This is a genomic window from Psychrobacter fulvigenes (genome assembly GCF_904846155.1).
Classification (GTDB): domain Bacteria; phylum Pseudomonadota; class Gammaproteobacteria; order Pseudomonadales; family Moraxellaceae; genus Psychrobacter; species Psychrobacter fulvigenes.
This window is the reverse complement of record NZ_CAJGZP010000001.1, coordinates 1,039,049-1,059,909: the sequence shown is the minus strand read 5'-3', so window position 1 is coordinate 1,059,909 and position 20,861 is coordinate 1,039,049. Positions and strand designations below refer to the sequence as shown.

The 20,861-nt window shown below is 43.7% G+C and carries 19 protein-coding genes and 2 tRNA genes; 9 read left to right on the top strand and 12 right to left on the bottom strand.

Annotated features, from left to right (window positions below; genetic code table 11):
- Positions 1–263: 263 nt before the first annotated feature.
- From JMX03_RS04785 to JMX03_RS04775, 3 genes are all read left to right on the top strand, one after another.
- The gene (locus JMX03_RS04785; RefSeq protein ID WP_201575193.1) at positions 264–779 is read left to right on the top strand and encodes a hypothetical protein; all 516 of its coding nucleotides are present in this window, start codon (positions 264–266) and stop codon (positions 777–779) included.
- A gap of 118 nt (positions 780–897) precedes the next feature.
- On the top strand, positions 898–1,287 hold the full coding sequence (locus tag JMX03_RS04780) for a DUF6122 family protein (protein WP_201594877.1): 390 nt from the start codon (positions 898–900) through the stop codon (positions 1,285–1,287).
- Between the two features lie 190 nt (positions 1,288–1,477).
- A complete protein-coding gene (locus tag JMX03_RS04775) occupies positions 1,478–1,870 on the top strand; it encodes a hypothetical protein (RefSeq protein WP_201594875.1) in 393 nt (130 codons plus the stop codon).
- A 121-nt stretch (positions 1,871–1,991) separates the two neighbouring features.
- Here the strand turns inward: JMX03_RS04775 and JMX03_RS04770 are convergent, their stop codons facing one another.
- From JMX03_RS04770 to JMX03_RS04725, 10 genes are all read right to left on the bottom strand, one after another.
- Positions 1,992–2,369, bottom strand: a complete 378-nt coding sequence (locus JMX03_RS04770) for a hypothetical protein (protein WP_201575195.1) — start codon at positions 2,367–2,369, stop codon at positions 1,992–1,994.
- A gap of 197 nt (positions 2,370–2,566) precedes the next feature.
- Positions 2,567–3,619: a pyridoxal phosphate-dependent aminotransferase gene (locus JMX03_RS04765; protein WP_227695318.1), complete on the bottom strand. Its 1,053-nt coding sequence runs from the start codon at positions 3,617–3,619 to the stop codon at positions 2,567–2,569.
- Positions 3,620–3,803: 184 nt separating this feature from the next.
- A complete protein-coding gene (locus tag JMX03_RS04760; protein ID WP_201594873.1) occupies positions 3,804–4,886 on the bottom strand; it encodes a pyridoxal phosphate-dependent aminotransferase in 1,083 nt (360 codons plus the stop codon).
- A 232-nt stretch (positions 4,887–5,118) separates the two neighbouring features.
- Complete coding sequence (gene uvrB, locus JMX03_RS04755) at positions 5,119–7,230, bottom strand: excinuclease ABC subunit UvrB (protein ID WP_201594871.1); 2,112 nt, start codon at positions 7,228–7,230, stop codon at positions 5,119–5,121.
- Positions 7,231–7,513: 283 nt separating this feature from the next.
- Positions 7,514–8,044, bottom strand: coding sequence for an acyl-CoA thioesterase (locus tag JMX03_RS04750; protein WP_201575201.1), 531 nt, complete (start codon positions 8,042–8,044; stop codon positions 7,514–7,516).
- A 331-nt stretch (positions 8,045–8,375) separates the two neighbouring features.
- Positions 8,376–8,786 (bottom strand): DUF2177 family protein, encoded by a 411-nt coding sequence (locus tag JMX03_RS04745; protein ID WP_201575202.1) that lies wholly within the window; start codon positions 8,784–8,786, stop codon positions 8,376–8,378.
- Positions 8,787–8,920: 134 nt separating this feature from the next.
- Complete coding sequence (locus JMX03_RS04740; protein WP_201594869.1) at positions 8,921–10,336, bottom strand: SAM-dependent methyltransferase; 1,416 nt, start codon at positions 10,334–10,336, stop codon at positions 8,921–8,923.
- Between the two features lie 89 nt (positions 10,337–10,425).
- Positions 10,426–11,421: a DUF1365 domain-containing protein gene (locus JMX03_RS04735; RefSeq protein ID WP_201594867.1), complete on the bottom strand. Its 996-nt coding sequence runs from the start codon at positions 11,419–11,421 to the stop codon at positions 10,426–10,428.
- Between the two features lie 63 nt (positions 11,422–11,484).
- Positions 11,485–13,308 (bottom strand): NAD(P)/FAD-dependent oxidoreductase, encoded by a 1,824-nt coding sequence (locus JMX03_RS04730; protein ID WP_201594865.1) that lies wholly within the window; start codon positions 13,306–13,308, stop codon positions 11,485–11,487.
- Positions 13,309–13,384: 76 nt separating this feature from the next.
- The gene (locus JMX03_RS04725) at positions 13,385–14,125 is read right to left on the bottom strand and encodes an SDR family NAD(P)-dependent oxidoreductase (protein ID WP_201594863.1); all 741 of its coding nucleotides are present in this window, start codon (positions 14,123–14,125) and stop codon (positions 13,385–13,387) included.
- Positions 14,126–14,664: 539 nt separating this feature from the next.
- Between JMX03_RS04725 and JMX03_RS04720 the strand changes: the two genes are divergently transcribed.
- The 4 genes from JMX03_RS04720 (at position 14,665) to JMX03_RS04705 (ending at position 16,721) form a co-directional block, all read left to right on the top strand.
- A tRNA-Asn gene (locus JMX03_RS04720) sits at positions 14,665–14,740 on the top strand.
- A 340-nt stretch (positions 14,741–15,080) separates the two neighbouring features.
- A tRNA-Asn gene (locus tag JMX03_RS04715) sits at positions 15,081–15,156 on the top strand.
- Positions 15,157–15,395: 239 nt separating this feature from the next.
- Positions 15,396–15,725, top strand: coding sequence for a CopG family transcriptional regulator (locus tag JMX03_RS04710; RefSeq protein ID WP_201575207.1), 330 nt, complete (start codon positions 15,396–15,398; stop codon positions 15,723–15,725).
- A gap of 261 nt (positions 15,726–15,986) precedes the next feature.
- Positions 15,987–16,721 carry a hypothetical protein gene (locus JMX03_RS04705; RefSeq protein WP_201594861.1) on the top strand — a complete coding sequence of 245 codons (735 nt, stop codon included), beginning with the start codon at positions 15,987–15,989 and terminating at the stop codon, positions 16,719–16,721.
- A gap of 453 nt (positions 16,722–17,174) precedes the next feature.
- Here the strand turns inward: JMX03_RS04705 and JMX03_RS04700 are convergent, their stop codons facing one another.
- Together JMX03_RS04700 and JMX03_RS04695 are read right to left on the bottom strand one after the other, a co-directional pair.
- Positions 17,175–17,411, bottom strand: a complete 237-nt coding sequence (locus tag JMX03_RS04700; protein WP_201594859.1) for a hypothetical protein — start codon at positions 17,409–17,411, stop codon at positions 17,175–17,177.
- Between the two features lie 113 nt (positions 17,412–17,524).
- On the bottom strand, positions 17,525–18,049 hold the full coding sequence (locus JMX03_RS04695; protein ID WP_201594857.1) for a helix-turn-helix domain-containing protein: 525 nt from the start codon (positions 18,047–18,049) through the stop codon (positions 17,525–17,527).
- 203 nt (positions 18,050–18,252) lie between these two features.
- Here JMX03_RS04695 and JMX03_RS04690 point away from each other — a divergent pair, with 203 nt between their 5' ends.
- Together JMX03_RS04690 and JMX03_RS04685 are read left to right on the top strand one after the other, a co-directional pair.
- Positions 18,253–18,570 (top strand): helix-turn-helix domain-containing protein, encoded by a 318-nt coding sequence (locus tag JMX03_RS04690; protein WP_201594855.1) that lies wholly within the window; start codon positions 18,253–18,255, stop codon positions 18,568–18,570.
- Entirely contained in the window at positions 18,567–20,855 is a 2,289-nt protein-coding gene (locus JMX03_RS04685; protein WP_201594853.1) for a Mu transposase C-terminal domain-containing protein, read from the top strand. The genes JMX03_RS04690 and JMX03_RS04685 overlap by 4 nt, the downstream gene beginning before the upstream one ends.
- The last annotated feature ends 6 nt before the right edge of the window (positions 20,856–20,861 follow it).

Genomic DNA, 20,861 nt, shown 5'->3' with positions numbered 1-20,861 from the left:
GAGAGTATGCTTATGAGTGGGCTGAAGCTTGAAGCGTACTATACCTATTAGATGGCTACGCCAAAAAATATCAAACAATGCTATATTTAACCAAACCGCTCTAAATTTACAAAAACTCTGCATAGCCATAGTATTTTTCTGCATTTTGCTACAAAGCAATGATTGTATGTCATCTATAAATCCATAAAATAGTAACCATCTGAAAGACTTGTTATTTTAATAAAATTAATATTTTTGTATTTAACCTTAGATAAGGAAGCTTTATGAAAACCACTCCAGCAGCTGAAAAACTCCCAAACACCATCGATCCAAACTTGGATTTAGATCAAGTAAAAAAAGAATGTCAAAAACTGGTCAAAAAACGCGCCAAGTACTCTGCCGGTGTGGCTATCGTACCAGTGCCTTTTTTTGATGTGGCTGTCGATGCGGGCATGTTAACCCAACTGCTACCTGATATTAGCGAACGCTTTGGCCTAATTGAAGGTCGTGAGTCAGCAGTCGATCTAGAGTCACGCGCGATTCACTGGCAAGCGCTAAAAGACCGTACGGTAGACTTTGCTGGCTTAATGGCGACACGTGGCATCATCAAAAAAACCATGCAAGGTTTCGGTGGCCGTATCGCTGCCAAACAAGTGACCAAGTTCATCCCGCTTGGTGGGCAAATGGTTGCAGCAACCATGGGTTATATGATCTTTAAAAAGATTGCGACTGACCACATCAACGAATGCTACAATCTGGCAAAAGACATTCAGCAAAAACAGCATGGTAAGAATATCTAAATCCAAATATTCGTGCTATACAAATAAATCCAGTTAAGATGATTTTCTTAACTGGATTTTTTGTTTTATTATCGTTAAATAGCATTCACTCAGAGCCCTATTTTGAATCGGAAAACCAATGACTCAGACGCTTGTGCATTATTTCCTACACTTTGGTATGCCTTTGATCATTGCCTATGTGTTTTTCCGTAGCGACTATAAACGCGTTTATTTGATATTGCTAGCCACCATGTTGGTCGATTTAGACCATCTATTCGCCACCCCCATCTTCTCACCCAATCGCTGTAGTATTAACTTTCATCCATTGCATACTTATTATGCGATGCTGGTTTATGTAGGCATGTTGTTTTTAAAGAAACCCTATCGGATCATTGGATTAGGGCTCATATTACATATGCTGACCGATTTAAATGATTGCGTCATGACCTATCTTAATTGTCCACAGTGCTTGATTGACGCCCCTGCTCGTGAGTTGGTCGCATGGTTAGCCAATCTGTTAAGAACTTAGAATAATCGATAGACTTGCTTACTTAATTCTAGCATCAATCATTTACTCATTTACTCGCCGATAAGGTAACTCATAAATAGGCCTCGCCTTAGCTATTTGTTATGTGAGTCAATGCTATAAAAATGTATAATCACAGATTCTTGTGAATATCTTGACACCCAAACTATGACATTTACTAAAGGACTAAATCATGAAGAAAATCTTACTTTCTAGCGCTATGCTTGCTACTTTTGCCCTAGCTGGATGTACCACCACAGGCGGCGTCAACAACAATACTGGCAATGCTATCGGCACTGCAAACGAGATCGGTATGAACGTATTCAAAGCGGCAGTCGATAATCAGTGTCGCATCGAGATTGAAAAGCAAAGTGCGTGGCGCATTGCCAGTGCTGCCATGACAGATGCACAACAAGAAGCGATACAAAGTAAGGTGTGTGGCTGCGTCAGTGAGCAAGCACCGCAACAAGTAACTCTCGTTGATATGGGCAATGCAGCAATAGACCCAGCGTATCGTGCACAACTGGTCACGAGAGTTGTCGCCAAATCGCTACAGAGCTGCTACGGTAGCATTGTGCAGTCATAGGCGTAAATTCACTAAAAAAGACACAGAGCACATTATTCAACGCTGCGCTTGGTGTCTTTTTTATATAAATAACAACTTTATGAAGAGTGAATATTGATAGGTTTTTTAGAGTGACGTCTTATTACTTGTCTGCTTCTGTAATCACTGAGCTATCTGGTAATGGAGCAGTTGTCGGCAAGACTTTGGTGCTGCGAAAGTATTTAGAATGACTGTTTATGATCTCATTTACGCTATCAATCAAGTCTTCGATAACATCATCATATATCCCATGATGTAACTCTGTCTCAAAGTCAGTAAACGGATGCTTACGAGCCGCGGCTCTAACGTCAGTTATGCCGTGCTTACTATAGAAGATATTGACACTGCCATCACTGTTCAAGATGCAAGCCAGCTCGCCTTCATCGACACTCATATCCATACGCTTGGGGGTAAAAATATAGTCTTCAACGTCCAGTAGTTGCTTTTCTATGCCTTTTTTGAATAACGCTTTGACATCCATTCTTATATCCTTGTGATTCAGGTTTATAGGTTTTTTGATCTCAGATCACTTGCTGTGCCACTGATTTATCCTATAAGAAAAACGACTGTCATTGAAGATTAGATGTGTAAAACTGCGTTTATGGTTGGTAAGATTAGAATTAGTGTTGAGACATATACTGCTGGTTTAGTATTCGCTAGCCTCTTTTAGCCTATCAACTAAACCCAGCCTTTCTCGCGAAATAATTTTAACACTTTAATGAACACTGCCATCTCATCGGGTGTGCCAAGCGTGAGGCGACTGAAACCTTCAATAGGTGGAAACTCGCGACCAACCACAATGCCATGCTCTCGCATTCTATCGATGTAAGTTTTTACATCACCTGTGACCTCATGGAAAATAAAGTTGGCTTGTGAAGGCAAATAACGCAGCCCCAGCTCACCTAACGTCTCTTCTATCATTTGCCGTGATTGGTTGGTGGTGCGCAAACTGTGTGCCAAGAACTCTTCATCGTCCAAGGTCGCTAGCACAGCAACTGCACCTGACAAATTGGTGTTGTCTATCGACATAAAGGCTTCGATAGATGCGGTGGTTTGTGGACTAGCAATAGCGTAGCCAATGCGCATAGCCGCTAGCGCACATAGCTTTGAGAAGGTACGAATGACGACTAGGTTCGCTGACAACTCCTGCTTTATCCACTCAACCCCACTCTCAAAACTTGGATCCGTAATGTATTCTGAATAAGCTTGATCCAATAAGAAATAGTGGTTCGCAGGGGCGTTGTTTATCCAAGCCTTCAGCTTATGCGTCGCGGTAATGGTTGCCGTTGGATTGTTAGGATTACAAAGATAAAATAGACTGATACCGTCAAACTCATCGGCGGCTTTTTGCAAGTTGTCAAAATCCAAATCATAGTTTTCAGCTGTCAGAGGTACTTTTACAACAGACTCGCCGAGAGAGAGTGCATACAATTCTGCGTAAGCGAAGGTAGGATCAGGTACCACCACTTGGAATTGATTGCCGTCTTTTAATGCTTTGGTTTGTAGCATTTGCACGACGGCTCGGATGTTTTCGCTTGAGCCGTTACCTAGCGAGACTTGGCTTTCTGTCACGCCATTTATCTCGGCTATTTTGCTAATGAGGGCAGCGCGTTGATCATCTGGATAGCGAAAGCCGATATCTAAAGAGTCTAGAATGGCTTGTTTGGCAGAGTCTGACATGCCAAGTGAGTTTTCGTTAGAGTTTAACTCTAGTAAGTTATGAGTATGCACAATGGGTAATAAGCCTAATTGGTAAGTAATTTATGGGATTAATGGGTGCCATATTAAGTGGCATTGGATTTGATTACAAGGGTTCTCACAAACAAACATCAGATACTATTTAGGCCATTGTCTCAGCAGTTTTCTCAATAGGTAAAAATAGCTTTTTTAACCCACTAATCCTTTAATCCACCAGTCAGACCCAACCTTTCTCCCGAAATAACTTCAATGCTTCAATAACAACCGTCATCTCTTCAGGCGTACCAAGCGTGATACGATTGAAACTTGGGATAGAAGGAAACTCTCGACCAACCGCAATGCCATGCTCCCTCATTCTATCTATATATGTCTGTACATCGCCTTTAATTTCATGAAAAATAAAGTTAGTTTGCGATGGCAAATAACGCAGTCCCAACTCATCGAGTGTCGCCTCCATCATCTGCCTTGCTTGATTGGTGGTTTGCAAACTGTGCGCCAAAAACGCTTCATCTTCTAGTGTGGCTATCGCGGCAACGGCACCTGATAAATTAATATTATCCGTAGACATTAAGGATTCAATTTCTAAAATAGTTTGCGGATTTGCAATCGCATAGCCTACTCGCAAACCTGCAAGCCCAAATAATTTTGAAAAGGTACGAACGACAACCAGGTTATCTGACAACTCCTGCTTTATCCACTCAACCCCACTCTCAAAACTTGGGTCTGTGACATATCCAAAGTAGGCTTCATCCAGTAAGAAGTAATGGTTTTCTGGGGCGTTTTTTATCCAATTTTTCAGCTTATCCGTTGCGGTAATGATTGCTGTTGGGTTATTGGGATTACAAAGATAAAACAGGCTGATACCGGCAAATTCATCGGCAGCTTCCTGCAATCTTTCAAAGTCAAAATCATAGTTATCGGTAGTCAACGGTACCTTTACCACTGGTACGCCAAGGGAAACTGCATACAGCGCTGCACACCCAAAGGTTGGGTCTGGAATGACCAGTTGGAACGCTACGTTTGTCTTTAATGCTTTGTCATGCAGCATTTGTACGACAGCCCTGATACTCTCAATGGACCCATTACCCAATAGAACTTGTTCTTCAGGCACGCCATTTATAGCGGCTACTTTGGTCAATAGTTTTCTACGCTGTTTATCTGGATAACGAGCAGCGCTGCCTAAGGCGTTGATGATGGCTGCTTTGGCAGAGTCTGACATGCCTAAGGAGTTTTCATTGAAGTCTAATTTGAGTAATTTATCAGTATTATTATTGGTATTATTATTGGTATTAGTAAGCATGATATATAATCCGCCTAAGTCGTCCGTGAGTAATAAAGCCCATGCAGCTGATTGATATCATATTAAGTGGCATTTACTATAATTACAAGTTATCTAAACGCCAAATATTAGTTATTAATATGAATAGATAAAAAGCTATTTTTTTCAAGCGCTAATCAAATAAAAAAGGTGAGCTGCAAAAAAATATGCAACCCACCTTTTTAATATGCATGAGAGTCTAAGTTATTTATGACTAAAGCAAATGTGCCTTTAGCTCTAGCACCTTATCCCTTGTCTTAGCAGCATCCTCAAACTTCAAATCGCGTGAGAACTGTTTCATGAGCTTCTCAAGACGATTAATCTCTTTGGCAAGCAAATCAGGGCTACGTAATATGCTAATATCGACATCAGGCAGATGACTTTTGACTGGAATGGCTTGATTGTCGTTGGCGTCCAAGTCTTCGCCAGTATCGATTTTGTCTGTGACATTTCGGCGCGCCCCTTTTGGCGTAATGCCATGTTCAAGGTTAAAGGCGACTTGCTTTTCACGGCGACGATCAGTCTCCTCGATGGCTTTTTGCATGCTAGGTGTAATACGATCAGCATAAAGAATGGCTTTACCATTCAAATGCCGCGCTGCACGGCCAATGGTCTGAATCAAAGAACGCTCAGAACGCAAGAAGCCTTCCTTATCCGCATCAAAGATAGCAACCAGTGACACTTCAGGCATATCAAGACCTTCACGCAGTAGGTTAATGCCAACCAATACATCATGAACGCCAGTCCTCAGCTCATGAATAATCTGCATACGCTCAACGGTATCGATGTCTGAATGCAAATAAGCGACTTTGACATCATATTCTTTGAGATAGCTGGTCAAATCCTCTGCCATGCGCTTGGTCAAGGTGGTAATGAGTACGCGCTCATCGAGCTCACGACGTTTGGTAATTTCAGACAACACATCATCTACCTGCGTCAGTACAGGGCGTATCTCAATCTCAGGATCAATCAAACCCGTCGGACGTACGACCTGCTCGACGACTTGCTCGCTACGTTCAAGCTCGTATAACGCTGGCGTGGCGCTCACATAAATCGTGGCAGGTCTGATACGCTCCCATTCTTCAAACTTCATTGGGCGATTATTCATGGCACTTGGCAAACGAAAGCCATAATTGACGAGGTTTTCTTTACGCGATCTGTCCCCTTTATACATTGCCCCAACTTGTGACACAGTGACATGCGACTCATCGATAAATAGCAGCGCATCCTCTGGAATATAGTCAAACAAGGTCGGCGGCGCCTCTCCTGACGGACGGCCAGACAGGTGCTGTGAATAGTTTTCGATGCCGTTACAGTAGCCGAGCTGTTGAATCATCTCGAGATCATATTGAGTACGCTCTTTGATACGCTGCGCCTCAATCAGCTTATTATTGTCACGGAAATACTCTAAACGATGCTCAAGCTCATCACGAATCGTATGGCTTGCCGCCTCGAGCTTATTACGCGGAGTCACATAGTGCGACTTCGGATACAGGGTGATACGTGGCACACTACGCACTGTTTTGCCAGTTAAGGGATCAAACCAAGTGATCTTCTCGACTTCATCATCAAACAAATGCACTCGGACAGCCAGCTGCTCAGACTCTGCTGGATAGATATCCAAAATCTCACCACGCAGACGATAAGTACCACGGCCAAAGTCAAGCTCGTTACGCGTATACTGCATCTCAACTAAGCGCTTAATCATTGCCGTGCGATCTACGCGATCACCGACGACGATATGTAATAGCATTTTCAAATAGCTTTCTGGATCACCCAGACCGTAAATACAAGATACCGATGCGACGATAATGGCATCACGGCGCTCTAACAGTGCCCGCGTGGCTGATAGGCGCATTTGATCAATATGATCATTGATGGCACTGTCTTTTTCGATAAAGGTATCACTGGCTGCGACATAAGCTTCAGGCTGATAATAGTCATAATAGCTGACAAAGTACTCAACCGCATTGTTCGGAAAGAAGGCTTTGAACTCACCATATAACTGCGCGGCAAGCGTTTTGTTGTGCGCCATGATAATGGTAGGACGTTGGCTTTCAGAGATGACTTTTGCCATGGTGTACGTCTTACCAGAGCCAGTAACCCCAAGCAGCAACTGCTCATCCATGCCAGCATTGATACCTTTTACCAGCTTTTCTATCGCCTGCGGCTGATCACCAGCTGGCTCAAAGTCGGTGACCATCTCAAAAGCACGACTTGATATTTGTGTCCCTGAGGCATTGACACCACTGATTTCAGCTTCGTCTTGCAGCTGAGTGGCCAATTGGTTTAACTGACGCGACGAGCGCGGTTCAGGCATTCGCATAATGGCTTTCTTCCTGGTATTTATAAAAGGTTATAATGAAGTAAGGTTTACAACAGTATGGGGGTCAAGCTGCTCTTTTTAAAGGATAATTGCAGGTTTCATCCTTCATCTCAGCCTATTAACAACCAATATAAAAACAGCAGATGCCACCAAAAAGCCACCATGAAGGTGGCTTTTGTTTGTGCACTATCGGATAAATAATAACCAGACGATATGCTCAGTTCTCAAGCGCTAACGCCTCAATCTCTGCTTGCATCTTTGGCATCGACTCTTATTCAGAACATCACTCGTGCTCATTATCTGCATTATCGAGATCACAGCTGGGGCGCTTTGAGCTTCCCATACGCATATTTTTACGCTCAAGTGCCGCATCAGCACGGCATTGCTGTAGTGGTGTCTTGATATCTAGCGGTGGAATAGGCGTTGGTTTACCATTGTCATCGATGGCGACCATGGTGAAATAGCAGCTATTGGTGTGGCGAATGGTACGCGCGCGCACATCTTCGGCCTCAACACGTATCCCTACTTCCATCGATGTCGTACCGACATAGTTGACGCTGGCAGCAAAAGTCACCAATTCACCGACATAAATAGGCTCACGAAACATGACTTGGTCAACCGATAGCGTCACTACATAGTTACCACTATAACGACTGGCACAGGCATAAGCGACTTGGTCGAGCATTTTCAGTAGATCGCCACCATGGACATTACCAATGAAGTTTGCCATGTCAGGCGTCATCAGTATTGACATATATAATTCGTGGTTTAGAGGGGCTTTTTTAGCGGTTGAAGAAGTGTTGGACTGTGCCATAGTATTCCTTATTTAGCAGTGCTCTGTTAGGGCTGTATAAACGATAGATCATTAGGGCCTGTCCTCAATCTGAGCTATTGCATCTAAATGGGCTAAAAATGGCTAAATTTTGCCAAACGGCGTCAAATAACTGGCTAATATCCCGATATTATCTGCGTTATTTTCCTTTTTTGACTTCAATTTATCTCATTTTTATCATCATTTTCAAAATGAGGACACGCCCTAGTGTAGCGCGAATCACGCATTTTATCACAGTGTCTTGTTGGTCATTATTCGCCAGTCAGCACTAGTGAGCCGACTGTAATTAGTATACTAAAGAGGCTTACAAGGTTTAGTTGAGCCAGTTAAACTGATATGCCAACCATGCCACAACCGCACTGACCGTCCCTGTGAGCAGTCCGCCCCACACAAAGTCCACTAGTGCCGTGTCTAGAGTAAAGCCTTTGTATAATGCTAAGCTGGTAAAGTCATAAGTGCCATAAGCCATCAAACCTATCAAACCGCCTAATAAAAATATATAACCGATCGAACTGCCTGCTTTTATTTGCGGATACAAGATCAATATGCAGAGAGCGAATAAATAAAACATATAAAACACGCCTGCAGCTATCATGTTTGGCTCATCAGCCAACAAGTGGCCGATGCGCTTTTCGTAAAATAACCCTGTCATAGTTTTGAGCCAGACCGCATCAATACCCAAAAATATAACGACAGCTGCTAGATAGACAAATACATAACCCATGACAGTCTCCTTTTACAACATTGTTTTATAATGGCAGCTAAGTATCGATGACGGTTGCACCTGTTTATCACCTACTTATTGCCTATCTATCTATTGTCTACTTATGCTTATCATTAAGTTAACTTATTCATTGATCAAGCGGTCAACGTATCTGCAGCTGGTAAATCAGAAAAATGCAGCGTGTCGGTGTTATCTGGCTTCACCGCAGTGACTTGTACAACGCCAATCGTCCGTTCCAAAAACCCACCTTCACAGTAGCCAAAATAAAACGCCCACAAACGAATAAAGGCTTCATCATAACCGAGGGCGCGGATAGCGTCGCGCTGTGCCAAAAAGTCAGCACGCCAATCACGCAAGGTATGAGCATAATCAAAGCCGTAATCATGTAGTTGCTTGATAACCATATCAGTCTGCTCAGTAAACTGCTTAGTTAGCTCTTGATTGGACAGTAAGCAGCCACCAGGGAAAATATGCGTCTGAATAAAGTCCACTGACTTTAAATAGTCTTCATAGTTTTGATCGTTAAAGGTGATGGCTTGCAGCACCATCAGCCCTGTTGGTTTAAGTAAACTATTACATTTTGCAAAGAACGTCGGTAGATATTCATAACCGACGGCCTCAATCATCTCAATACTGACCAGTTTGTCATAGTGCCCTGTTAGTTCACGATAGTCTTGCTTGAGCAGTCTGATTTTGCTCGACAGTCCTGCTTTTTCGATACGGCGCTGCGCCTCAGTATACTGTGCATCAGAGATGGTCGTCGTGGTTACTTGACAGCCATAATGGGTGGCGGCATAAATAGCAAAGCCTCCCCAGCCAGTACCAATCTCTATGACATGGTCATTTTCCCTCAACTGCAAGCGCTGACAGATGAGCGCCAATTTATGTTGCTGTGCCTGCGCTAGAGACGTATCAGGCGTTACATAGACCGCTGATGAGTACATCATGGTCGGATCCAAAAAACGCTCGTACATGGCATTACCCAAATCATAATGCGCTAATATATTGGACTTTGACCCTGCCTTGTCATTGCCGCGCAGTCGATGCTTGGCTTTTTCTAGAGCTTTACTCAACCCAGCGAAGCGATTCTCCAGACCATTAAACACGGCTAGATTACGTGCAGCCAGTCGTATCAAACCTGTTAAATCTTCCGTATCCCACTCACCCTCAATATAGCTATCGGCAAGCGCAATCGAGCCGCCAAATAACAGTCGGCGATAAACATTGGCATCATGAATTTTCATAGTGACATGTAGTGGATGTCGGCCTACCGCTGAGCTACTAAGGTGAGCGGGGGTTTTTCCATTAGATTTTTTGACGTCCTCACCAAAGGTTTGACGATTGGCAGTACCTTTGCCATAGGCCTCAATGAGAGTCAAACTCCCAAACTGTAAGTTTTTTAATGCGCGACATATCGCCTGTCTCGCCAAATAGTTCACACTGTTACTTACAGGCTTGGCAAAAGCGCTGTCATTCACTGTTTTGCTCACATGAGCACTAAGCTTCTCTAGCTTTGAGTTAGGTGTGCGGTCGGTTGGCCTAGTTGGCATGGTATTAACATCCTTATTCATACGTTTTTATTTCTTCACCTGCTGTTTAAAACTCTCTTAACTGCGCTTGCTATGCTAAAACCAAATAGCTAACTGGGACTTTTTGAGTCATCCTGCTGACTGTCTACCAGCTTTTCATCATAGTTAATATAAGGTACTTTTTTAATCGCATAGAGCTTAAGCGCATGCCAATAGATTCGTGTCAGTGAGGTGATATTCATTAGCGGGTTTTTCCGTAGACTGTCACGAACCGTATCCGCGCTCATGGGTACGCCTGTCATCTTAATACCTGTTTTAAGCACCTCACCACGCACATCACTGATATTGATGGCGATACGGACTTGTAGGCAGTCATCTGCTTGTTTTGTCACTTTTACCTGCCAGCGATATAGCTGGTCTATAGGATTAAAGGGTGATACATGAAAGTCTTTATCATGACAAAACTCTGTGTCCGTGCCATCAAGTAAAAACCCATAATAATGACGCTTATCCCAAGGGGTATTAGATACCTCAGCCAAAAGATGAGTCGGCACTCGCTGCTTATCAAAGCCCAAATAAAAATTGACTGGGCTAAAGTACACGCCCGCATTGCGACAAACCATCATACCGATCATATCACCTGTAGGCGCACTACCCGTCTGCTCAATAAATGCCTGAATTAGCCGCTGCTGCAAAGCTTGCATAGGATTAACGTCGTCATTGATTGGATTAACCCTACTTTCATTAGTCGTATCATCAGTACTACCTACATCCTTTTGCTCTAATTGTTGCAAATAGTCATCAGGATAAAATTGCTGCAAAGCTTTATGCTGAGCAGAAAACAGCGGCAACGCTTTTGCTAGCATTTTATTAAAGGGCAGTTTTTTTAGAAACTTGCTTTTATCGACTGCTGCATTCACTTCAGGTAATGCCTGCCCTGCTGCCAAAGCACTGATATTGATGCCCCAGTAGCGATACGGATACGCAAACTTATGCACACTTGGCAATAAACGACTATGCCATGTCGTGCCATGAAATATTTGATGCGGCATCAAGGTTGCTGTTTTAGTTTTTGTAGGGTCAGACGACTGCTCTTTGGTGGGCATAACGTTCTCTTTTATGGATAATTTGTTGGGTCTCATCCTTCGACACCCAACAATTTGACCTCATTAACTCTTCACTTTACGGCGACCAAAGAGACCACGCTTTTGCTTGATCGGCGCCTGTGGCTCCTGCTGCAAGCTAGCTACATAGTCATTGAGCCCTTGGTTGGTAGTCGCACTCATCACTTGGCGCTTTTGCAGCTTACGAGTATTTCTGTCTGCTTTGACAGGCATATCTTTATAACGAAATGGCGTATGTGCGCTATCGCCATCAGGCAAATGGCTTGGATCTACTGTCTCTTTGATGTCAATTGCGCTACCGAGCGCCTGACAAACTCGCAATCCGCTACGCACTCCATCTTCATGAAAGCCATTGAACCAATATGCACCACAAAAATGCGTCTGTAAACCATTGCCAGAGATGCGTGACCACTCATTTTGCGCAGCAATCATCTCTTTATCAAAAATCGGATGACTATAATGAATGCTTTTAATGGCTTGTACTTCGTCAATACTGCTGTTGAGTGTAGACGGATTGAGAGTAACCAGATAGTTATGCTGCTTGGTCAGACGCTGCAAGATATTCATATGATACGTCAGTACTGGCTTTGACGCTGTCTGCTTTGCAGCTGCTTGTTTTGATGCTGTTGGCTTTGAAGCTAGTTGCTGATCTTTTAGCGTCTGCTCTTTGTCCAACTTACTATTAAGCAGCTCGCCATCAAGCAGCTCATCATCAAGCAAGTAGTTCCAACTTGCCCATGCCAACGGCTTTTTCGGTAACACCTTACTATCCGTATGTAGCACCGCCGTATTTTTAGTAAAACGAAACTTCTCCAATACTTCAGCCTCATCTACACTTGCATCTTTTAATAGCTTCAGCGCCATATCGGCATGGCAAGCAAAGATAACCTCATCAAAAATCAACTCTTGCGCATCTACCTTATCTTTAGCAGTCGTCATATTATTATCTGTGACGGTTAGTGTGACATGACTCTCATGACGCACCACCGACTGCACAGGAGTATTGACTCGAACCGTGCCCCCTGCCTTAACAAAGCGTGGAATGAGCTTATTGACATACTGCTTGGAGCCGCCTTTAATCGTAAACCACTGCGGACGATTGACAATGTCTAGTAGACCGTGATTGTCAAAGAATCGTGCAAAGAATATCAAGGGTAAGTCTTGTACTTCTTCCAGGCTGGTCGACCAAATCGCGGAAACCATGGGTAGCAGATAGTTATCGGTAAACAACCGCCCATAACGCTTACTTGCCAAATAATGACCAAGGGTTTGCTCGGTGAAAACACTGGTGTCTTGCCCTTCTATACGCGCGGTCTCAAACTCTTGACGTAGCTGTTTGATATGCTTATTAAACTGCAAAATGTCATTAATAAACCGCCAAAACTTAGGACTCAATACATTTTTGCGCTGCGATAACAGCGTATTGATTGTATGTCCGTTGTATTCAAATTTTTGGGCGCTGTTTTTAACTGAAAAACTCATGTCCGTTGCCTGAAAGGGTATTTGCAAATCATCAAGCAGACGAAAAAAGTTAGGATAAGTACGCTCATTAAAAACGATAAACCCCGTATCTATCGCACTCTTTTCTACGTGTTTGGCTTTTGCCTTCTTACCATACTGCAGCGTCACATCGATGGTATTTACATGGCCACCGATATAATCATTGGCCTCAAATATCGTCACTGCATATTGACTGGCCAAAGGCGGCTTAGATAAATAATGGGCACAAGTCAATCCAGATACACCAGAGCCTATGATAGCGATGCGTTTTTTGGCAGGTACTTCATCAGCATTGGTAGTAGCATTTGCAATCTTACTATTTTGATTATTATTTTTATCTGCTGAATGTTTACGACGGATGAATGACATATTTGCAGCTTCTTCTATTTGGTTGTTTACAAGTAATAATGCTGGGTTAAAAACCCAGCCTACGCCAAAAAATCTATTAATTATCTTTATAAAGCTTTTCACTGACTTGCTGCCATAGCAGGTCTGGTAGCAGCCCCAGCGTTTTAAGAGGTAAGGTAAGCTTTTTGGGAAACTCAATCACCTCATCACCATTTTCGATGCCGTCACGAATGGCTTGGCTTGCCTGCTCGGTGGTTTGAATAAATGGCATTGGGAAGTCGTTTTGCTTGGTCATTGGCGTTTTTACAAACCCTGGCACTACCAGGCTGACGTCGACGTTATGTGGCGCTAAGCTAATTTGTAAGGTTTTCATCAAATAATGAATCGCTGCCTTTGAGCTACCATAGGCCTCGGCACGAGCAAATGGGACATAGGCCGATGCAGAGCCAAGGCCAACCAAACGCCCCTGTGACGCAATCAGCTTGGGTAATACCCCTTCAATGGCATGCGATAACGTGCCCATATTGACAGACATCACTTTCATAAAGACACTGCTATCAAAATTTGGCATGTCTAAATACTCGCACATCCCCGCACCACAAATCGCTAAATCAATCTGGTCGATTTTATCAAAGGCCTCAATGACTTTGTCACGATCCATGAGATCCAAGTCGATTGGTATGGCGCCTAGTTTTTTTAGCTCAGATAAGGCGTCGTCATCACGGCCAACCGCGTACACCTCGTGGCCTGCTGCTAAGTAATCTTTAGCCAGTTGATAACCAATGCCAGAAGTCGCGCCAGTGATGAGGATGTGTGATTTTTCAGGAGAGTCAGTCATTAGAAATGTCCTTTTTATTAATGTTCTATTAGGAATAGTTTTGACATAGAATTATCGGATATCAATTTTCGCAATCAGAGGGCTATCTTGTGCATATTTAATACGCCTTTCCGTTAGCTATCTTGACGTTATCTATATTGATAAAATCAAAATAATTATAATATAACGCTCTATAATTAATGTTGTGACTTCGCAAGTAAGTGTGCCATTTTCATACAGCCTTCATGATTGACGCTTAGTATTTAAAGCTAAAAAGCACTTAAAGCCAAAAACTGCCTTCCCACTTCTAATTCACCACTTTTATCATAGTCGTCTTTTTACACAACTTTTAGGTCTGCTCTTTTAGGTCTACTAATAGTAAATATGCTATTAATGGCGCTTATTTAAGCAAAAACTTCTAATTTTAAGAGATTGTACAAAAAAGGCTTGACGTATTTTTTATCTTTGCTAGAATACGCCCCACTTAGCAACAACTCGAAGAGTCTATTCTCAAGCGTCTACGTTAAGTAACTGTGAGATTATTAACCCTCACGCCTTATTCCCCAATAGCTCAGTTGGTAGAGCGTCGGACTGTTAATCCGTGTGTCCCTGGTTCGAGCCCAGGTTGGGGAGCCATATTTTAGCAAGTAGCTGCCTTATATATGCTCAGCTATCTCTGCGAACATAAGTACTTTGAATCATCTTAGATTCAATTATGGCATTTGCCAAAACCCTCATCAGTTTGTTGAGGGTTTTTTTATGTCTGTCACTTTCATGACGCTGTCTTTTATCAGCCAACCCTCTGTCTCTGGCAACTAACGAGCTAATAAATAGCACCAAACACCTGATAATAAGGCATTAAAAGAAAAAACTGCCTTTAATCGCTTATTAAGGTTGACAGACCCTAACTACTTGGCTAAAATACGCTCCACATAACGCAAACAAGCTTAGCAAGTTTACCGTTATAACAATTTATTCCCCAATAGCTCAGTTGGTAGAGCGTCGGACTGTTAATCCGTGTGTCCCTGGTTCGAGCCCAGGTTGGGGAGCCATATTATAAAAAGCCTTCATCTATATTGATGAAGGTTTTTTTATGGCTAACTGTTTTTGCGGGCGCTGGTATTCTTTTAGACGATTTTGTTGTATGGTAAGAGGTGTTGATAAATTCCAGTTTATAGTACTTATCTAGAATACTCTTGAGCAATCATTCGTATCATAAAGACATATGACAGGTTGCCCATCATTTTTATCAAAACCCTTTATTCCTACTCACTATAAGTAATGGTTTACTATGATACCTGTACGCATAAAAAATAAATTTTCTGATCATCCGCAAAAAGTCACGCGCCCAGTTAGTATTCGTCTTTCTGAAGAGATGATTGAGTTACTAGAATCAACCTCATCAGAGCTTGGTTTCAAACGCATTCAAGGCCTAATCCGCCTCTACATTCGTCAAGGTCTCGACCGTGACCATCAAGACTATACCTTAGCGCATGATGAGCTATTCATTGAGACCCTGCGCAAAAGCGGTGTTAGCCAGCATATCATCGATAAAGCTATCGTAGTGACACACGACAATAGCATTACTCACCCATTGTCTGAACTTCAAAACAACGATTAAAACTTTTTATTTTTAGAACACGCTCCAATATTGAAAGACCAAGTTTGCTTAATTGCGCTTGGTCTTTTTTGTTATTTTTATATTCTCTTATTTATCATTTCTCTACTTATTAGCCCTTTTTTTTATGCTCAAATATAACTGTCTCTCACCCTACATTAAGTTTAAGACTATATTTAGCTATAATTAAACCCAACATGCTATCAAACGAGGTATATTAACAAAGCAGTCGTTGTTGTTAATGAGTATACAAGGAGGTATACGATGGCGGGTTTGTATCAGCGTTTTCATAAGGCTTTATTATTAACGATCATGTTAGCAGCTCTGCCGATCGTGCATGGCTGCTCACAGCCTCAAGTTGATCCTAGCAAAAGAACCATACCCACTGACTCTGATCACTGGCAAAAAAAGCTAGGGGATACTTTTGAGCAGCTACCTGAGAGCGACAGACAGCTTCTTAGCCGCTATATGCTGCGTATGAAGCTTAGCGGTGCATACGAGTCAGGAGCGATGCCGCGCATCACTATCAAGCAAGCGTTGATACAACAGCGTGAATATGAACGCCGGCACCCTAACAATCCAACCGGTAAAAAAAGCCCCGTCATCATCAATCAACAAACTGGTACTAATCAGGCACAAACCTATTCTGTCGCTCTACTTCCCGTGAAGACCAGCAGTAGTGATAGTTTGAATCAAGTGAAGTTACAATTTATGCTGTCTAATGATGGCACGGTTGCCATTAACAGCTTTAGAGGTTCACTGCTGATGAAGGATGCCAAGCTGACCAAAGGCAAACGTTTCAATATACCGCTCACAAGGTTCGAACCGCCCATAGCGCCTGAACAATCAGGTAAGATTGTGATTGAAAGCAGTATTGAAGATATTAACGTCATGCGTGCCATTAGAAATGCACAAGACGTGAAAATAGAAATCAGCGACGGTGTCATCACCTTAGCTGATGGTCAAAAGATTAAATTCACCAACAACCTTTCGAAGTAGCATTTGCAGGCAATATTTATATCAGTCGCTTCTATGAATAAGCAGTCTCTACAGAAGCCAATGTGAGTTAGTACTTTATATTGCACTAGAAGGAAGTGAGACTAGATGAGATAAAACGGGCTGGAGTGGGATGAAGGTCAGTAATGACAAGGGATAAGACGGTTTGAAGTTGGTTGGGATTAAAAAGGGCTGTTTGTAAGTTATTCTGCACTAAAATGGTGGTGCAAGTAGGATTTAAAGATAGTTGTAAGTTATTCTGCACTAAATCGGAACGAGTGGGTTTGGTTGAATGTGCAAAGCTCGGGCGCTGGGTGATATAGAATCGCGATATCGATACCTATATATAGTGCAAATAGTATAGATGGTATTTGGCTAGAATTATTGTTTCGCTGATATAGTGGTTTTTTGGCTATTATTATCGGTATCTATACTATGCGTCGGCTCTGAGAGGTGCTATATCCTTAGGTAGTCTATGGCTAAGGTCAGCAGCTGGGCTGGGTCGTCAGTGTTGCAGTTGATGCTGACGGTCTTGCCTGAGCGGTCAGACAGGGTGACAGTCGTATTGTGATTGGGTTGGGTATGGTTGCTTAATAAGGCGGCTATGCCCTTTTTTTGTGCCTGAAAATCAGCGCTGGTGGCATTGGTGCTGCTACAGGGCTGATCAATGGGCTTTGGGAATGATAGGGTCATGCTGTGTTGTCCTCCTCTATTGGGTTGAGTGATGAGGCTGCTATGGTAACTGCTTAAATCACTATCAACAATAGGGATTGGCAAAACATGCGACAGTGCTTGTCGTGGTGCCCTTAAACTGCAAATTTGAGCATGGTGGCAATGGTGCTGCCTGCCTCGGGGCTTTTACAAAGCAGGTCATAGATGGCGACTACCAGCTCGGCTTTGCGCTCAGGTGCCATGCGCTTCTGGTGCTCACTCAGATAGTTGTCCACTATAGTCAGGGCTTCTATCATCATCTGCATGTCGATACCGTCTGTGTCTACTGTCGCAAGCGAGGGCGTGACTGGCTGCGGCTGACTCTCAACGTTATGGTCAATACCCTTCTCTGCTGTATCGCTACTCTTATATGGCTCACCAATACCCTTGTGTAACCAGTCGACGTCTACTCCTGTAGCGTCGGCTATTTTTTTGGCTGTGCCTCTATGAATGCTGGTGCTGCCCTTTGTCCAGATGTTATGAAAAGTGGACTTGCCTATATCAATGCGAGTAGCAAAAGAAAATGGCTGTCGTTTCTCTTCGTCGGTCATAAGCTGGTATAGCCGTTTTTTAAGTGGCGTATCCAGTTCCATATTATTTTCGTTTAATTCGGAACTCATGCCAAATACTCCTATTTAGTTCCATATTCATAAGCCGTTGATATATATAGTTAAATTAAAATAGTTATAAAAAAGTTCAATATTTCTATTATGAACTGTTTACATTGAACCAATTATGAACTAAGATGTTTACAAGTTGAAAGGGCGAACTCTAAATCGAACCCTATAAAAATAAATCAGCAGGACTGATTGGAGTTATTACTATGTTGAGCTTTGAGCAGTATCCATTATTTAAACAGTTTGAACGCCTGCCTGATGGTAGCTGGCACCCAGAGGATATCAAAACTGCTATCCGTAAAACTGGGGTGACGATGGCTGAGCTGTGTCAAGCAGTGGGTGTACCTAAAAGCTCGGCTAGTAAGGCGCTGGCTGAACCCTTTACTCAAGGCGAAATCGCTATTGCGCAATACCTTGAGGTACCAGTGCAATTGCTGTTCCCCACGCGCTGGACGGTGGACAAAAAGCGCGTTAGACCAAGGTATGCCGACAAATATACCACGGTTGCGGAGATGTTGTCATGAAAAATCAGTTCACTATGTCTGAAATTATGAACTTCGAACTATCAGGGCTGCCAAAATCACGCCGTGGTATGGATAAGTATGCTGATAAGAATGGCTGGCAATTTGTAGAAGTGCCTAGCTCAGGTCGTGGCGGTGTGCGCCGTGAGTATGTATTACCTGCTGAGCTGTTTGAGACTGTCAAGCTGCAAGCGCTGCAAAAGTTAGCGGACGCGGCGGTGGTACCAGATGCTGTAAAACCTGCATCAACTGAACTGGTGACCACGACTACTCACGCCGTTGCCAATGCCGCACTACTGGCTGACTGGCAGCGTGACTGTGCTATCGCAAGATTGGCTGTGGTGCGTTATGTGCTAAAGGCAGCTGAGCTGACGGGTAAAACCAAAGCTATTGAAGCGTTTGCGAAAGCGAGTAAGGAAAAACGCTTAGACGATACGCTGATCACCACTATCAAACGTGCCAATGCAAAATCAGGTGGTAAGGATGGGCGCGGTAATGTGAGCCGTCGCACGCTGTTTGATTGGGTAAAGGCGTTTGAGACTGCGGAGGCTGATGGCAATGCTAGCGCGGTGGCGCTACTGGCACCTAAGTCACGTACGACTGAGATACCGCCATGGGCTGGCATATTGCTCAAGCTATGGAGTGATCCTGCTAAGCCTGAGCTGGCTGAGGTGATGCGCCGTATCGAAGCGGCCTATGCTGATAGTGATGTGGAGGTGCCAAGCTACCATCAGGCTAGATATTTCCTAGAAAATCATATCGGTAATGTTGAACGCGCGCGCGGCCGTATGGGTAGCCGTGAGATTAAGAATATTAAGCCGTTTGTGCGCCGTGATGCGTCAGTACTGCTGCCGTCTGATGTGTATACGGCAGATGGGCATACGTTTGATGCGGAGGTGGCACACCCTGATACAGGCAAGCCGTTCCGTCCTGAGATCACGACGGTGATGGATGTGCATACTCGTATGATCGTGGGGTATAGCGTAGATCTGGCAGAGAGTGGCCTTGCGGTGTTAGACGCGATATCGAGCGCGGCCTCTGACTATGGTATCCCTGCGATATTTTATGTGGATAACGGCTCGGGTTATAAAAACGCGATGATGAAGGATGAATCTGTGGGGGTGATGACGCGGATGGGCACTGAGGTAAAGCACTCTATTGCCTATAACTCACAGGCACGCGGGATGATTGAGCGGGTGCATCAAACGGTATGGATACGCCTGGCTAAAAAGCTGCCTACTTATATAGGGGCAGATATGGATAGCCAAGCGAAACAAGCGGTGTTTAAGAAAACGCGGAAAGAGATTAGAGAATTCGGTGAGTCGAAGGCATTGATCGGCTGGAATGAGTTTTTGCAAGTCGCTCATGATGCCGTAGAAGCCTACAACAATGAGCCACACAGTGGTCTGCCTAGACGCTATAACGCTACCACTGGTCGCCGCGAGCATCTGACGCCACAAATGATGTGGAATGAGCAAGTGACGGCTATGTCTAACGCTGGCACTGGTCTGGTGACGGTGTCAGAGCATGAGCGTGATGATTTGTATCGTCCTTATCTTGAGCGTAAATGTCTGCGCGGTGAGATCAATTTGTTTAGTAATAAGTACTTCAGCCGCGCGCTGGAACAATACCACGGTGAGACGATGCTGGTCGGCTATGACATCCATGACGGCTCTAAGATTTGGGTGCGTGATACGACGCATCGACTGATCTGTATCGCTGAGTTTGAAGCGAATAAGAAGGGTTATTTTGCACAGTCGGCACTGGGTGATGCGCGTGAAAACCGTGCTAAGAATCAGGTGAAACGGGCGCAAGTGCATGTGGATGCCGCGCTGGAAAATATGCGTCCGCACCGAGTGCTGGAACATGTGCAAGACCAGATGATGCCGATGGCTGATATTGAGCGTGCGCAAAGTCTGCTGTCTGAGCGGCTGGCGATGGAAGATGCACAGGTCGTTGAGAGTGTGCCAAGTGCAGCAACGGCAAATCAGGCGACGTTTGATAAGTTGAATAAGTTAGATGCTGGGCTAAAGCCACAGCCTACAACACAGCCTCAGCCTACGCCAAAGGTGAAATCTGAGCAAAGTGCACAGCCGACGCAGGATGAGCGGTTTGAGCGTTGGCTTGGTCTGGCTGAGCAGGTAAAGACTGGGATTGTACTGGATACAGCGGATCAGGATTTTTATGAGCTGTATCCAGACTCTAATATTTTTAAGATAAAAATGAAGGCGTATCAGGCGGCTCATGAAGATGAGCATGGTACCAGAGTGTTTTTTAAGTTGGGCTAGCTTTAA

What these genes read in the sequence shown, in the direction of transcription:
- JMX03_RS04750 (WP_201575201.1), bottom strand. Translation starts at nt 8,044, where the DNA reads ATGGCACAGTCCAACACTTCTTCAACCGCTAAAAAAGCCCCTCTAAAC.
- JMX03_RS04710 (WP_201575207.1), top strand. Translation starts at nt 15,396, where the DNA reads ATGATACCTGTACGCATAAAAAATAAATTTTCTGATCATCCGCAAAAA.
- JMX03_RS04780 (WP_201594877.1), top strand. Translation starts at nt 898, where the DNA reads ATGACTCAGACGCTTGTGCATTATTTCCTACACTTTGGTATGCCTTTG.
- JMX03_RS04770 (WP_201575195.1), bottom strand. Translation starts at nt 2,369, where the DNA reads ATGGATGTCAAAGCGTTATTCAAAAAAGGCATAGAAAAGCAACTACTG.
- uvrB (WP_201594871.1), bottom strand. Translation starts at nt 7,230, where the DNA reads ATGCGAATGCCTGAACCGCGCTCGTCGCGTCAGTTAAACCAATTGGCC.
- JMX03_RS04745 (WP_201575202.1), bottom strand. Translation starts at nt 8,786, where the DNA reads ATGGGTTATGTATTTGTCTATCTAGCAGCTGTCGTTATATTTTTGGGT.
- JMX03_RS04775 (WP_201594875.1), top strand. Translation starts at nt 1,478, where the DNA reads ATGAAGAAAATCTTACTTTCTAGCGCTATGCTTGCTACTTTTGCCCTA.
- JMX03_RS04685 (WP_201594853.1), top strand. Translation starts at nt 18,567, where the DNA reads ATGAAAAATCAGTTCACTATGTCTGAAATTATGAACTTCGAACTATCA.
- JMX03_RS04725 (WP_201594863.1), bottom strand. Translation starts at nt 14,125, where the DNA reads ATGACTGACTCTCCTGAAAAATCACACATCCTCATCACTGGCGCGACT.
- JMX03_RS04695 (WP_201594857.1), bottom strand. Translation starts at nt 18,049, where the DNA reads ATGAGTTCCGAATTAAACGAAAATAATATGGAACTGGATACGCCACTT.
- JMX03_RS04730 (WP_201594865.1), bottom strand. Translation starts at nt 13,308, where the DNA reads ATGTCATTCATCCGTCGTAAACATTCAGCAGATAAAAATAATAATCAA.
- JMX03_RS04705 (WP_201594861.1), top strand. Translation starts at nt 15,987, where the DNA reads ATGGCGGGTTTGTATCAGCGTTTTCATAAGGCTTTATTATTAACGATC.
- JMX03_RS04690 (WP_201594855.1), top strand. Translation starts at nt 18,253, where the DNA reads ATGTTGAGCTTTGAGCAGTATCCATTATTTAAACAGTTTGAACGCCTG.
- JMX03_RS04700 (WP_201594859.1), bottom strand. Translation starts at nt 17,411, where the DNA reads ATGACCCTATCATTCCCAAAGCCCATTGATCAGCCCTGTAGCAGCACC.
- JMX03_RS04735 (WP_201594867.1), bottom strand. Translation starts at nt 11,421, where the DNA reads ATGCCCACCAAAGAGCAGTCGTCTGACCCTACAAAAACTAAAACAGCA.
- JMX03_RS04785 (WP_201575193.1), top strand. Translation starts at nt 264, where the DNA reads ATGAAAACCACTCCAGCAGCTGAAAAACTCCCAAACACCATCGATCCA.
- JMX03_RS04740 (WP_201594869.1), bottom strand. Translation starts at nt 10,336, where the DNA reads ATGCCAACTAGGCCAACCGACCGCACACCTAACTCAAAGCTAGAGAAG.
- JMX03_RS04760 (WP_201594873.1), bottom strand. Translation starts at nt 4,886, where the DNA reads ATGCTTACTAATACCAATAATAATACCAATAATAATACTGATAAATTA.